The organism is Daejeonella sp. AP26 (assembly GCF_056680515.1).
In genome coordinates this window covers 4,886,212-4,900,417 of the sequence record NZ_CM155286.1, presented here as the reverse complement: position 1 = coordinate 4,900,417, position 14,206 = coordinate 4,886,212, and the positions used below count along the sequence as shown (strand labels likewise).

Annotated in this window: 14 protein-coding genes; all 14 read left to right on the top strand. The window is 38.2% G+C overall.

The genetic code is table 11. The features are described 5' to 3' along the window. Positions 1–24: 24 nt before the first annotated feature. The 14 genes from AC1MCB_RS20930 (at position 25) to AC1MCB_RS20865 (ending at position 14,185) form a co-directional block, all read left to right on the top strand. On the top strand, positions 25–864 hold the full coding sequence (locus tag AC1MCB_RS20930) for an alpha-1,2-fucosyltransferase (RefSeq protein ID WP_479966677.1): 840 nt from the start codon (positions 25–27) through the stop codon (positions 862–864). Then, positions 822–1,634 (top strand): class I SAM-dependent methyltransferase, encoded by an 813-nt coding sequence (locus AC1MCB_RS20925; protein WP_479966676.1) that lies wholly within the window; start codon positions 822–824, stop codon positions 1,632–1,634. The genes AC1MCB_RS20930 and AC1MCB_RS20925 overlap by 43 nt, the downstream gene beginning before the upstream one ends. Continuing rightward, positions 1,635–2,894: an ABC transporter ATP-binding protein gene (locus AC1MCB_RS20920; RefSeq protein ID WP_479966675.1), complete on the top strand. Its 1,260-nt coding sequence runs from the start codon at positions 1,635–1,637 to the stop codon at positions 2,892–2,894. Between the two features lie 27 nt (positions 2,895–2,921). Further along, positions 2,922–3,740, top strand: a complete 819-nt coding sequence (locus tag AC1MCB_RS20915) for an FkbM family methyltransferase (RefSeq protein ID WP_479966674.1) — start codon at positions 2,922–2,924, stop codon at positions 3,738–3,740. 23 nt (positions 3,741–3,763) lie between these two features. After that, positions 3,764–4,993 carry a glycosyltransferase gene (locus AC1MCB_RS20910; RefSeq protein ID WP_479966673.1) on the top strand — a complete coding sequence of 410 codons (1,230 nt, stop codon included), beginning with the start codon at positions 3,764–3,766 and terminating at the stop codon, positions 4,991–4,993. A 10-nt stretch (positions 4,994–5,003) separates the two neighbouring features. Then, complete coding sequence (locus tag AC1MCB_RS20905) at positions 5,004–5,804, top strand: glycosyltransferase family 2 protein (protein ID WP_479966672.1); 801 nt, start codon at positions 5,004–5,006, stop codon at positions 5,802–5,804. 105 nt (positions 5,805–5,909) lie between these two features. Beyond that, positions 5,910–6,845 (top strand): hypothetical protein, encoded by a 936-nt coding sequence (locus AC1MCB_RS20900; protein WP_479966671.1) that lies wholly within the window; start codon positions 5,910–5,912, stop codon positions 6,843–6,845. A gap of 737 nt (positions 6,846–7,582) precedes the next feature. Beyond that, positions 7,583–8,047: a glycosyltransferase gene (locus AC1MCB_RS20895; protein ID WP_479966670.1), complete on the top strand. Its 465-nt coding sequence runs from the start codon at positions 7,583–7,585 to the stop codon at positions 8,045–8,047. 24 nt (positions 8,048–8,071) lie between these two features. After that, on the top strand, positions 8,072–9,109 hold the full coding sequence (locus AC1MCB_RS20890) for a glycosyltransferase family 2 protein (protein ID WP_479966669.1): 1,038 nt from the start codon (positions 8,072–8,074) through the stop codon (positions 9,107–9,109). Between the two features lie 55 nt (positions 9,110–9,164). Further along, positions 9,165–10,049, top strand: a complete 885-nt coding sequence (locus AC1MCB_RS20885) for a nucleotide-diphospho-sugar transferase (RefSeq protein ID WP_479966668.1) — start codon at positions 9,165–9,167, stop codon at positions 10,047–10,049. A 4-nt stretch (positions 10,050–10,053) separates the two neighbouring features. Next, complete coding sequence (locus tag AC1MCB_RS20880) at positions 10,054–11,184, top strand: glycosyltransferase family 9 protein (RefSeq protein ID WP_479966667.1); 1,131 nt, start codon at positions 10,054–10,056, stop codon at positions 11,182–11,184. Continuing rightward, the gene (locus tag AC1MCB_RS20875) at positions 11,181–12,110 is read left to right on the top strand and encodes a glycosyltransferase family 2 protein (RefSeq protein WP_479966666.1); all 930 of its coding nucleotides are present in this window, start codon (positions 11,181–11,183) and stop codon (positions 12,108–12,110) included. Before AC1MCB_RS20880 ends, AC1MCB_RS20875 begins: the two co-directional genes overlap by 4 nt. Before the next feature lie 81 nt (positions 12,111–12,191). After that, positions 12,192–13,256, top strand: a complete 1,065-nt coding sequence (locus tag AC1MCB_RS20870) for an acyltransferase family protein (protein WP_479968765.1) — start codon at positions 12,192–12,194, stop codon at positions 13,254–13,256. Between the two features lie 5 nt (positions 13,257–13,261). Beyond that, positions 13,262–14,185: a glycosyltransferase gene (locus AC1MCB_RS20865; RefSeq protein WP_479966665.1), complete on the top strand. Its 924-nt coding sequence runs from the start codon at positions 13,262–13,264 to the stop codon at positions 14,183–14,185. The last annotated feature ends 21 nt before the right edge of the window (positions 14,186–14,206 follow it).

Sequence of the window (14,206 nt, the reverse complement as noted above, 5' to 3'; positions counted from 1 at the left end):
AGGTGATTCTTTTAACTAAGCATAATGGTTGAAGTAAAATTTATCGGCAGACTAGGCAACCAGCTTTTCCAATATGCTTTCATATATTCCACTGCCAAAAGATTGAATACCCGTTTTTATGTTGATACTACATTTGAAGGAAATTATTTGGAAGAATACTTTCATCTAAAATTCAACCCGCTACATGTCCTCGATAAATACTTCTTCGGTATTCAGGGTTATAAAAACATATTTCGGATTCACTTGAAGAGAAGATTTTATAAAGGGCTCCGGCGACTCTTAAACCTTCAACCGGTACAATTCTCCCTGGACAATGCCCCTGAACTTGAACTGAAAAAGCTAAGGAACAACGTTTCCTATGATGGATATTTCCAGTCAGAAAAGTACTTTTCGGGATACCAGGCCGATATAAAGTCAATTTACCAGATCAGGAAAGAGCATGTTTCCAAGTTTTTGAATAGTTCCAGGAATCTGCCCAAACATCAGAAATTAATTACTATACACGTCAGAAGAGGTGATTATCTTACCGGCGGGGTAATCCTACCACTTGACTATTATCACCGTGCTATACAATCCGTGGATGAACCGGGTAATTTATACGTAATTATCTCTGATGATCCAGCGTATAAGGCAATTGAATTCCATTATCTTGAAAACCTGCATATCTCAAACAATACCGATATCGTTGATTTTCAATATCTGATCCACGCTGATTGTTGTATTCTCTCTAATAGTACTTTTAGCTGGTGGGGCGCTTACCTTAATGAAAAGAAAGCAAAAGTGATTGCGCCAAAAACCTGGCTGGGCGAAAAAGAACAGGAATGGCCGCATTCAATCCTTTTGAAGGAATGGGTGAAAATGTAATTATTAACAGAATGGGTAATATTAATTATTTGCATGAGGAACATATTCACAATACTAAATCAGCAGAGGAAGTATTGCCGTATGTATTTAGTCTCGTGAAACCCAGAAGTGTAATTGATGTAGGTTGCGGTACAGGTACCTGGTTAGCCGTAGCTAAGAAACTGGGTAGCCCTAAAGTTCTAGGCCTCGACGGTATAAATGCAGGGATTGAAAAGCTTGTGATTGAAATGAATGAATTCAAAACACATGATCTGTCACTGCCTCTTGAATTAACGGAAAAATTCGATCTTGCTATTTGCCTCGAGGTTGCAGAGCATTTGCCCGAAACGGCGAGCGATAACCTGGTCAACGTACTTACCGGGCATAGTGATCTTATTCTGTTTTCGGCTGCCATACCGGGACAGGGAGGTCAGTTCCACCTAAATGAGCAATGGCCGGAATACTGGCAGAAGAAATTTAGCCTGCGGGGTTATAAGCCTTTTGATATTTTGAGAAATAAATTCTGGAATAATGAAAATGTAGACTGGTGGTATAAACAGAATATGTTCATATATGCAAAGCCAGAAGCCGCAAATAGCTTAAATTCTAGTTTCGCCGATAAGGATTTGATGACATATGTCCATCCCCAGCTATTTCAAATCCAGGTTAAGAATGAGCAGAAATTAAAACAACTTATCAAAGACAGGATCTGGAATCCGCCCTTTTGGCCAACATTAAAATTGCTGGTTAAATCAATTGTCAAACGCCAAAATACAGTGAGAGCAAAATAAATGAGTAAGGTGATCAGGGTAGAAAGTTTATCTAAACAATACAGGTTAGGAGACGTTGGCACAGGAAGTTTGTCTCATGACATAAACCGGCTTTGGCATAAAGCAATAGGGAAAGAAGATCCCTATCTGAAGATCGGGGAAGAAAACAACAGGGAAAAGAAAGGAAGCTCAGCTTATGTTTGGGCATTAAAAGACATCAACTTCGAAATTGAACAGGGTGATCGGGTAGGCATCATCGGCAGGAACGGAGCTGGAAAATCAACACTCCTAAAGATTCTTTCGCGCACCACCGCCCCTACCTCCGGAACTGTAAAAATCCAAGGGAAGGTAGCAAGTTTACTCGAAGTTGGAACCGGCTTCCATCCCGAATTAAGTGGGAGAGATAATATTTTCTTAAACGGCGCCATACTTGGTATGTCCAAACGCGATATTAAGGGCTGCTTTGATGAGATTGTTGATTTCGCGGGGGTAGAACGTTATATCGACACACCTGTTAAAAGATATTCTTCAGGGATGTATGTGCGGCTTGCTTTTGCTGTGGCAGCGCATCTGGAGTCAGATATTCTAATTGTTGATGAAGTGCTTGCAGTTGGCGATGCGGAGTTTCAAAAAAAATGCCTTGGAAAAATGAACGAGGTTAGTGAGAAAAGCGGAAAGACCATATTGTTTGTAACCCACAATATGACTGCAATCTTGAATCTATGCAATCAGGCGATTATACTACAGAATGGCAAAATCGAAAACTTTGATGACGCCAAATCTTGCATACGAAACTATCATAAAAACAACACAACACTAATTGCAAGTAAATATTTAAATCAGCAAGAAAACGTTGGCCCATATTTTAAAAAAATATCGATTAAACTTCTTGGAGAGCAACCGCAGCTGATTCTAGAAGTAGATTTCTCCGTTTTTTCAAAAAAATGTTTCAAAAATGCATTTGTAGCTTTCGATATCAAGAATGGAATTGGCACATACATAATGCAGGCGATTCCTAATTCGGAACCGTTTATTGTCTTTGATTTAAAAGAACATCACTATACCACCAAAATCGAATTAAATGGATTAATACCTGACACCTACTACGTTACTGCATGGATAGGGTCTCACAATACAGAAACTTATGATTGGCAGAAAGATATCTTAACATTTGATGTAATAAAGTCGCCAATTACAGGAAGGACTTATCCACATCAATATATGAATGGATTTATCATACCACCATCGAGTATAATTGAAAACTTTCATGAGGAAGTTTAGTTTCAAAAAGCTTAATCAAATAATAAAGTGTTTTCAATCTTAAAGAAAGCAATTATTAAGTTTAAGAAGCCTTTTCTGCCTTCTGTGGGCGATAATGATACGGCTCAGCTAATGGAGATTCAGCGGTTAAGAGCGCTCCCACGTTTTATTGCAGGAAGCACGAATTTATTGGGTAAATCCCTGTATTTTTCTGATAGTGCCTCTCTACTTTCAGCATTTGATGAAATCTTCCACAATGAAATTTACAAGTTTAAAACGCACAACCCAGAACCTTTCATTATTGATGGTGGATCAAACATTGGGTTATCTATAATATTTTTTAAAAAGCTTTATCCAAAATGCAGAATAATAGCTTTTGAGCCGGATAAAGAGATTTTCAAACTGTTTACCCAAAATATTTCCTCGTTTGAATTAGAAAATGTCGAAATGCATGAAATGGCACTTTGGAATAAGGACGAAGAGAGAAGGTTCTTTTCAGAAGGCGCAGATGCAGGGCATTTGACCCTCAATCAATCAGATTCTAAATCGACATGTGTTAAAACAACTCGATTGCGAAAATATATAAATCAACCTGTTGATTTTTTGAAAATAGATATCGAAGGCGCAGAAACGATTGTTCTTGAGGATTGCGCTGACCTTCTTGGAAATGTAATTAATTTATTTGTTGAATATCACTCAACGAATGGTCAACCTCAAACGTTAGACGACTTGTTAAAAATTTTGAAAACAGCTGGTTTCCGTTACTACATTCTGCAAACTGGGGGACGCTCAATGAATCCATTTTTAAAAATTACGAAATATAATGAGATGGATTTACAGCTTAACATATTTGCTTACAGGACATGATTTATTTCCAGTTCAGCAAATAAATGATCAGCGTTGTACATGTATGCTCATCTAAAAACGGTGGCGCCGGAAGGGCAGCCTTCCGGATACATGAAGCGATGCTTGGCAGTCGTGATATTTCTTCTTACTTCATATCTGGAGACAATGATAAGATACCAAACTCACCAAGGGAAATTAGAGTTTGCAAAGAGAAAAAAAAGGACACGGGGATTTTTGAAAGGTTTATGTCAAAGATCGGACTGCTACAAACGGTCGACCAGGAGAATTATCATATTTTAGAAGGATTGCATGGAGATTATGAATTCTTTTCTTTTCCTAGGACCGACTATAGGATCGAAGATCTTAGGCTCCTGATGGAAGCTGATATTATACACTTACATTGGGTCGCTAACTTCGTTAATTATCCAAGGTTTTTCAATCGCCTGAAGCACAAAAAATTTGTCTGGACTTTTCATGATATGAATCCGTTCATGGGTGGTTTTCATTATAGAAATGACTATATAAGTAATCCACTTTTTCAGGCTCTTGAAAAGAGGCTCATAATACAAAAAGCCAGGGCTATCCACCAGATCAATAAATTAAGCGTGGTAACGCCCTCTAAGTGGCTGATGAAGGAAGCACAAAAAAGCAATCACTTTAAAGCAGATACCGCTTTCACTCGTATTCCCTATAGTTTAGATATTGAAATTTTTAAACCGACAGATAAAAAAGAAGCAAAGCAAAAATTAAATATCGATCCTGACTTACCGTGTTTATTAATATCTGCACAGGATCTAAAAAATAAGAGAAAAGGTTTCGACCTATTGAAAATTGCTCTCGAGGATATCCCGGTTAGACTCTATCAGCTACTGACTGTCGGTGATATCAACGCATCATTAAAAAGAGAGAATGTAACTGATCTGGGCGTTATAAATAATGATAAGTCCCTTGCTCTGGCTTTTTCCGCAGCGGATCTATTTATTCTTCCCTCTAGAGAAGATAATCTACCTAACGTGATGCTTGAAGCATTTTCATGCGGTACACCCGTTCTTAGCTTTAAAGTTGGCGGGATGCAAGAATGGATCATTCCAGGAATCAATGGATTTTTTGCTGACTCATTTGACTCAGACGGGTTAAAAGAGGCAATACTTAAATTTATTAGTTCTGAGAACACCTATGACTCGAAACAAATCAGAGACATGGCAATAACTAATTTCTCGCACTCAGCTCAGCGGGAAAAATACATCACCTTATATCGTTCAATATCAACCTAGATTTAGAATCGTGCGTATCTCAGTTATAACCATTTCCCTAAATCGAGCTTATGAAATTGAAAAAACTATTCAATCTGTTTTAACCCAATCTTACTCTCCTATCGATTACTGGGTAATTGACGGTGGATCGATAGATGACACCTTGCCTATTTTAGAAAAATATCAAGGACGGTTAAAATATATAACCGAGAAAGATAAGGGGATATACCATGCGATGAATAAAGGAATTTTAAAATCGTCAGGGAATTATCTATTGTTTCTGAATGCCGGCGACTTTTTCAATTCAGACCTAAGTCTGCAACGAATGGTCGACGAAGGTGAAAATGCCGATCTGATATATGGCGATATTATAATGGAGCATAATGGACAACGAAACAAAATAGAGTTCCCTGCAGATCTTTCCTTTCAATTCTTTTTAACCGGCTATCTCCCCCATCCTGCAACCTTGATCAAAAGGTCTGTTTTTGATACGATAGGCCTGTATAACGAGAATTATAAAATCGTCTCAGACTGGGAGTTTCTCCTTCATAGCGTGTGTAAATTTAATTCAAGTTTTAAACATGTTAATTATCCTGTCTCTGTTGTTGCAGCAGGGGGAATAAGCCAAAATCCTGATCATGCTCAATTACATCATAAAGAAAAGAGAGAAGTGCTTAAAAAACATTATTCAATGTTCATTAAAGATTATGATATGAATCGTGACTGTAAAATCGAGTTACAAAACATTAAAAACTCTAGACTGCATTCAATCATATCCTCTATCATTAAAAATAAGTTCTACTGTTCACTTAAAAATGCATTTGCAAGGTAATGAACGACGGACATAATTTATATCGCATCTAGATTATCGATCTAAATAAACCAAATATTTTTTTTAACCGACGTTGGCAGTTACCTCAATAAATTCATACAGATAGTGCAGAGAGAAGAATGGAAAGAATGTTACCTCAATTTAAATAAAACATTTAAAGAAAAACTAGTATTTAGACTCGGTGCAGAATCAGGCTTCTATTCTGAATTCAATAATTTCATTTTGGCAGTAATTTACGCGCTAACAAACAAAATACACTTTCAAATGCAATGCGTAGGAGATAAAAACTTCTTTAAAGATGGCTGGCAGGATTATTTTCAGCCATTTTTTGAAGAAATAAACTATCCGGGCTTAAAAAAATATAATACCAGACCATATATGATGTATGAAAAGGGATTTAAGTATGTGCCAGGTATACTCAAAAAACTCTACAACATTGATTATCTAACTCAAGACGTGTTTGAAAATGCCCGAGGCAGAGACATGTATAACGTATATATAAATGAGCCTAGATTAGAGTTGCATGGAAATCTTTTACAGGTTAGTAAAGTCTTAATCCAAAACCTGTATGTATTCAATCAATTTACCGAGTCGGAAATTAAAAAAAGAATGGCAGGAATACATCTACCCGAAGAATATATTGCGATTCATATTCGGCAGGGGGATAAGCTACAGGAAACTAACATTATTGAAGCAAAACTATACTGTGATTATATCTTGAAAAATTTCAAAGAGAGGAACATCCTAGTATTTACAGACAATTACAATACAGTCTTGGACTTACGTCAGTGCTCTAGCGAATTGAAGGTATTTACATTCGCTTCTAAAGGTGACCAGGGCTATTACCATCAAAAGTTCGTCAGAAGTTCTGCAACGAAAAGAAAGGAATTAGTTCTTAATTTGCTGGTTAACATGGAATTATTAAATAACGCCAAATCTTTTATAGGCACTTTTGACTCTAATGTAGGGATGTTCATGAATATGAGAAAAGGTGGAAAAGACTGCTTCGACGTCAGTGGTAGAGAGTGGATGATATGGTAACCGGTCAAATTGATGAAATTTAATGTGACATCCCCTGTTATTAAAGATATGGACTCTGATTTATGATTAGAAACTCAAGAGGATCTCGCCCTAAGCATATCATTATCGCGAAGCTGTTTGAAACGGGAGGAAGTAACACCCATTTGAAGTCTCTCTTGAAGTATTTTGGTGAAGAGAACGTTCTGCTAATATTAGAGGATGACGGCCAAAAAGTGCATTTGGCTAGACTATCAAGTCGATCTCATCTAAAAATTAGAATTATTAAAAACCTTCATGCTTATGCTCATTTAAGATACTTAGTAAGCACAAACATCAGAGAGGTATTTTATATACTACGGTCTATCATAAAGATTCTTTTGTTGAGTATAAGAAACGGATTTGCTGATTTAACAATTTCTTCGGTTGAACCCGAAAAACATTTGTACTTTTTATGGTTACCGTTTATAAAAGTAACGTACATACTACATTCGACACCAGCAAAAAAATATACACAGTTCAGTTCATATACTTGCAATAAAAGGCTTAGTAAAACTAAACGGATAATAACAGTCTCTGAATCAAATAGAAATCTCATTTGTACAAACTGGGAAATACAGAATGTAAAGAGCAAGTTTATCTACATGATTTACAATTGTATTATACAGAGTGACGAAAAGGATTTAATTGCCCGAGCCCAAAGAACAAACATAAAACAGGTAGTCACTTTAGGCCATCTTGTAGATTATAAAAATCCTTTCGTGTGGCTGGAAACCGCGAAAAAAGTGACAGCTCTCCGAAAAAATGTTTGTTTTACATGGCTGGGTAGTGGAAATCTTATTGATCACTTTCAAGATGCCACTAAAGAAGATAATCGCATCAAGTTTGAGGGTACAGTTACGGATCCGCACCGTTATCTCATAAATGCTGATCTGTATTATCAACCTAGTTTATATGAAACTCATGGTATTTCGGTCGTCGAAGCCATGTATAGACAGTTACCATGCGTAGTAGCTAATATTGGTGGATTACCTGAATCAATCGAGAATCTTAAAAATGGCATTTTAGTAGATCCACATAGCTTGCAAGAGAACGTCAATGCAATTTTGTATTTGTTGGATAATGATACAATAAGAACGGAATATGGCGTGAATTCTTTTAAGAGATACAAGCAGCTGTTTACCTATAATATTTTCAAGTCTAAAATGGATGCGATATATCGATAGCACTAGTACTACGAAGAAGCAAAGATGATCCCGGGCATATCTGTAATAATTTGCACTTATAACGGTTCCGAAAGAATCTGTGAAACTCTAAAACATCTGTCTCTTCAACGGGTGCCCGGTAATATTCCGTGGGAAATAATCTTAATTGATAACGCATCGACAGACGACACCTTATCCGTAGGAAAAGCATTTTGGGAGATTAATGGTGCAAAAAATATTAAATGTAAATTTCTAAATGAAAAAACGCCAGGGAAAAACAACGCCTTTAAGAGAGGATTAAAAACTGCTCTTTACCAATATTTGTTGACGTGTGATGATGACAACTGGCTAGACACAAATTATGTCGCAAATGCCTTTAGTATAATAAGTGCTGATAATACCATTGGAGCTTTAGGAGGTCGCGGAATAATAGAGGCCGAAAAACCTACCCGACTTAATGAGGAAGATTTGAAAAAGATTACAGTCAACGGACACCAAACTTGGGCTAAATCAGAACACTGGGTATATGGGGCAGGTTCTATCTACCGCAAAGATGCACTTGATTTATCATTCAACAGAGGCTGGATGCAGGTAACAACTGGCAGATCAGGTTTAAAATTGATTTGCGGAGAGGATGTGGAGATCTGCCTGATGATATATCTTTTGGGATTTAAAATTATCGCTGATGATAGATTAACATTTAAGCATTTTGTTCCTCTAAAAAGGCAGAGCAAAAGTTACCTTTCAAACCTGACTTTCTGGCTTAGCTATACCAATGTACTTTTAAATAGCTACTACTCAATCGTCTACAAATATGAGTTACCTTTTAATAAGGTAATCAATAGATGGTGCATCTCAAGCGGAAAGGCAGTACTACGGCAATCTGTAGAATTAGTAATTCAAAAGTTAACCCTCAACCTTACCGACGAACTAAGACTATCTTATCAATCAACCCTGGGAACATTTTTTGCTTTGTTAAAGAATAGGAAAAGAATCATTCATCATCATCACCACCTGCTAAAGTTGTTCGAAAATCTTCCCAATTCTGATAAAGAGAAACTGCTATTTGTACAGAATGACTAGTTATCAAACACCCATTCTCTTTTTAGTCTTCAACCGCCCCGAGCTCACAAAAATTGTGTTTGACGAGATCCGGAAACAAAGGCCGAGGTATTTATTTATTGCAGCTGACGGTCCAAGAACTGGTAAACCAGGAGAGATTGATGAATGTGAAGCAACGAGAAATGTTGTGATTGAAAATATAGACTGGGACTGCGAATTGAAAACTTTGTTTAGAAACGAAAACCTGGGTTGCGGCAAAGCTGTGTCTGGTGCAATAAGCTGGTTCTTTGAGCATGTAGAAGAGGGGGTAATACTGGAAGATGATTGTTTGCCTGATCAAAGCTTTTTCGGCTATTGCCAGGAGTTATTATTAAGGTATAGGGATAATCCGAGTATAATGCACATTGGGGGATCGAATTTTCAAGTACCTGGTGAGCTGAACAAATTCAGCTACTATTTTTCTAACTACATACATGTTTGGGGTTGGGCAACCTGGAAAAATGCCTGGGAAAGATACACTTACAATATCCCTGGCAGCGATCAAAAATTATTTGATATTGTAGAATCAAAATTCTCTCGACGAAACGAAAAAGAGTTTTGGTACAATAGCTTCAAAGGTATGGCCAGTCATTATATAGACACCTGGGATATTCAGTGGGTGTACAGCATCTACGCCCAGGGCGGAATGGGTGTGAGCCCCACCAAAAATATGATTTCTAATTTGGGTTTTGGATCACATGCTACTCATACTTTATCATTTGATGAGAAGGTTGCCGCGCTCCCTTTAAACCCTATAAACAAGATTTTCCACCCAGTAAGTATCAAAATATCCGGAAAATTTGATAGGCATTCCTTTAATAAACTTTTCAAAGGTGGTAATACAACGTTTAATAGAATAAAGTTTTTAATAGGCCAGAGATTGCCCTTGGCAAAAGTCGTCTATCTAAAATTATTTAAATAATTCCATGCCCCGTTTTTTAGGTAAAATAAGGTTTTTAGCGATTCGAACTATTGCACCTCAATTTCTAAAAGCACTTTTCCAATTAATCCCGAGAAAAAAGAACACTCTTTTGATCATAAAGAACGATGGGATCGGTGATTACATCTTATTTCGAAACTATCTCGAATTCCTTAGAAAATCAAAGAAATACGATAATTATAAAATCTATTTGTTGAGCAATCCCGCTAATAAAGATCTCGCAATTTTTTTAGACGGAAAGTTTATTGATGGATTCTTTTGGTATGCTGATGGCTACTTTTTGAAATGGAAACTTGTTAAGCTCGTTTTTGATTTGCAGAATTTACGGCTTGAAACGATTATCTATCCTAATTATTCAAGAAAGTTTACCATTGATTGGCTAGTCGGCAGGCTCAACGCTACAAACAAAATTACCGTAAATGGCGATGCTGTTAATCAGCCGGCAGACCTTAAGAAGAAGGGAGATCAATACTACACGGAGATCTTTAAAATAAGTGCGGGATCAGCCCATGAATTTGAAAGAAACAAGCAGATCATCGAGGCGATCACCGGCGAACAATGCGATTACGAAAAGCCTTATGTAAAAGAAAACCTTTTAAAGGTCGAACATCATGCGCGTACGGTTGTCTTCCCGGGAGGTAGTGAGCTATCAAAAAGATGGTCGGCAATCAATTACCATCAACTCTGTAAAATGATCTGTACTGATTTGAGATTAAGTATCGTTCTCGCTGGCGACAAGAATGATCTTGCAGACGGGCGATTAATAAAGGGCGATATCGACGACGACCTTTTAGAAAATAAAATTGATAAACTCAGCCTGATTGAACTTTACCAATTGATTGGCGGTGCCCGACTACTTATATCAAATGATACGGTGGCTATTCATATGGCTGTTTCACTTGGTATACCTGGAATTTGTATTGCTAAAGGAGATTTACATGGAAGGTTCATCCCCTACCCTGAAAATATTACAGTGGGATTTCAGTACGTATTTCCTCCCGGCTTCAGCCCTTCACCCCGCCAGCAAGATTGGTCAGAACTGGATATAAATGAAATATCCCCCGAGCAGGTGTATGCATCCGTCTCTTCCCTGGTTAAACAGCATTACATCAATTGACACTCCCTGATCTCAAAAGTTATACATTAGCTTTCGAAAAGAAAGGTATACAAAAGCCGTTAGCAACAGTGCCTGCAGCTCCGCAAGGTTTATTAGGATCTCTGCCCCTGGCACCCGTCAGTAAGGCTGGCTGGCCCTGGACGGAACAGACAGATCCTGCACTTTATAACTTAGGGCGCTCCTGGCCGAAATTAACCATCGTAAGCCCGTCCTTTAACCAGGGTGCATTTCTTGAGGAGACGATCCGCTCGGTCCTTCTTCAAAATTATCCGAACCTCGAATATATTATTATTGACGGAGGGAGCAGCGATGAAAGCCGGGAAATCCTTAACAAATATTCCCCATGGCTTAGCTACTGGCAGTGCGAAAAAGATAACGGACAGGGCCAGGCCATTAACCTCGGGTTTAGCCTAGGCAGCGGTGAATATTATGCGTGGATCAACAGTGATGATTATTATCTACCGAATGTTTTTCATAGAGTCACCGATACATTTGAACTACATAAAAGTGAATTCATTTATGGTTATGGCTATGTTAAACATGCAGTCAGTAGTAAATTGACGCTTTCCAAAATATTGCCTTTTCTCGATTATTTTATAAAGATTCCGGGACTGGTACAACCGTCCACTTTCTGGAGTTCAAAGATCCATCAGCCCATCTGGGAGGAACTGGAATGCGCTATTGACTATGAGCTTTGGCTGAGACTAGTTAAAGGAAAGAAAAGATCATTGATCAAAGAGCCATTATCGGTTGCCTATATGCATGAAAACGCGAAAACCCACGATCTGAAGATGAAGGCCAGATGGCAGGAAGATCATTTAAAGACATGGGCACCGGATGCGCATGGGCCGGTACCTGAATGGAACCGCATCATGTTTCTAAACCGGATCAGGACAAAAATGTATAAACTGCTCAACCTGATCTGATTGGCCGGGATTACTAAATCAACAGGCCTCAATTTGAATAGGTTTAAATATATCGACTCCTTACGAGGAGTTGCCATACTGATGGTTATCCTTTGTCATTCTCACCCCTATTTCGTTGAAATATACAATGTTAAACTGCCTCCTTTTTTTAACGCGTTTGTTCAAAATGGCGACAAAGGGGTTACCTTATTCTTCCTCATAAGTGCATTTACCTTATGCTTATCGCTGAACAACAAACAATCCAGCGAGCAAAGGCCGATTCGGAATTATATAATAAGGCGCTTTTTCCGGATAGTGCCTTTGTACTATCTGATAATTTTTCTGGTCCTCTTAATCGATATAAATTCTCCATCAAGGAGCTCGATTATTGCGAATATCCTTTTCATACACGGTTTTAGCCCATACTGGGTAAATACTACTGTTCCCGGGGGCTGGTCTGTAGGAATTGAAATGATGTTTTACCTAATCTTTCCTTTTATTTTTTCAAGGATAAGATCTCCAAGCAGTATTATCAACCTTACCATTTTTAGCTTAATTCTATCAAAAGTTATTTTGAGTCTGTTAACGAAATATCCCTTAAGTAGTGACGGGGTTTTATGGAAGGTATTTGTATATGAGAATTTCATTTCTCAACTACCCGTTTTTCTGATAGGGATTTGTCTTTTCACATTATACAATCATAAAGAATCACTTGATAAAGATTCCGGAATACAGTTGAGCTACCTGTTAATCGCCATACTGATTTTCCTGCACTTAATCGGAGGAAACATCTTCAAATCGCACTATTTGTTTGCTCTATCTTTCGCGTTCGCAGCCTATGCCTTCAGCAAGTTTGAGCCCCGGATCGTCATAAATCCATTTACTGTTTGGGTTGGTAAAATGAGTTACAGTATCTACCTCCTGCACCTGTTAATTGCCAAAGTGTTGGTTAAGTATAATTTGAACCATTATAGTTCAGACCCTGTAACGGATGTTTTGACCAGGTTCATCATAGTGTTGTCAATAAGCATACTGCTGGCCAGGTTTACTTACAGGCTGATTGAACTTCCATTTCAGGCTATTGGAAAACGTTTAATCGACAAATTGGAAAAAAACGGGAAGATTGTTGCTCCAAAGTTTATCTTAAAAACTTCAGCCATTAATTAACACTCTTGATACAGCTTTCCGTTATTCTCCCAACCTATAACCCAAACGCTGCAAGGCTAAATAAAACCCTGGAGGGACTAAGATTGCAAACTCTCGACCACAAGTCCTGGGAGTTGATCATCGTAGATAATAATTCCTTTACTGAATTCAATATCGAGACTGATCTGAGCTGGCATTCAAATGCCGCAATCGTTCTGGAAAGACGACAAGGTCTTACCTATGCCCGGATGAGAGGATTTGAACAATCAAAAGGGGAAATTATCGTACTGGTTGACGATGACAATATTTTGCATCCCACATACCTGCAGGAAGCCGTGCGGTTGATGAAAGAAGATCCAAAACTCGGAGCTGCGGGTGGGAAATCCCTGCCGATGTTTGAATGCGAAGAGCCTTCATATCTGAAACACTTCTATAATAACCTTGCTTTGCGGGATCTTGGTGAAGAGATCATTTTGAAGACCTGGGAGAGTACTTATCCTCATGAGGCACCTTTAGGCGCAGGAATGATCATCCGTAGAAAAGCACTGAACAGCTATCGGGCAAAAATTAGTTCAAGCCAATCAATCATCTCAGACAGACTGGGCGGATCCCTTGCCTCCGGTGGTGACAATGACATCGTACTCGAAATTTTAAAGGCAGGTTGGCAAACCGGCTATTACCCTGCTTTAAGTCTTGAGCACATTATTCCGATGGAGAGGATGACGGTCTCCTACCTTGCCCGCCTGAATAATCAATCAAGCAAATCGTGGGTTAGGCTTTTGGAAAGCCACCAAATAAACCCTTGGAAAACAATTCCGGCCTGGACGGTGCCACTGCGAAAATTAAAAGCCTGGTTTGTTTACAAAGCCTTGCTAAGCAAAATGAATTTTATAACGTGGCGGGGCGCATGCGGGATGTTCGATGGATTAGCGAAATCAGATAATAAATGAATTATCCTGCATTAATTGACT

Bases quoted from the DNA above. Each gene is read 5' to 3' on its own strand.
- AC1MCB_RS20930 (WP_479966677.1), top strand. From the start codon at position 25: ATGGTTGAAGTAAAATTTATCGGCAGACTAGGCAACCAGCTTTTCCAA.
- AC1MCB_RS20925 (WP_479966676.1), top strand. From the start codon at position 822: ATGGCCGCATTCAATCCTTTTGAAGGAATGGGTGAAAATGTAATTATT.
- AC1MCB_RS20920 (WP_479966675.1), top strand. From the start codon at position 1,635: ATGAGTAAGGTGATCAGGGTAGAAAGTTTATCTAAACAATACAGGTTA.
- AC1MCB_RS20910 (WP_479966673.1), top strand. From the start codon at position 3,764: ATGATCAGCGTTGTACATGTATGCTCATCTAAAAACGGTGGCGCCGGA.
- AC1MCB_RS20890 (WP_479966669.1), top strand. From the start codon at position 8,072: ATGATCCCGGGCATATCTGTAATAATTTGCACTTATAACGGTTCCGAA.
- AC1MCB_RS20880 (WP_479966667.1), top strand. From the start codon at position 10,054: ATGCCCCGTTTTTTAGGTAAAATAAGGTTTTTAGCGATTCGAACTATT.
- AC1MCB_RS20870 (WP_479968765.1), top strand. From the start codon at position 12,192: ATGGTTATCCTTTGTCATTCTCACCCCTATTTCGTTGAAATATACAAT.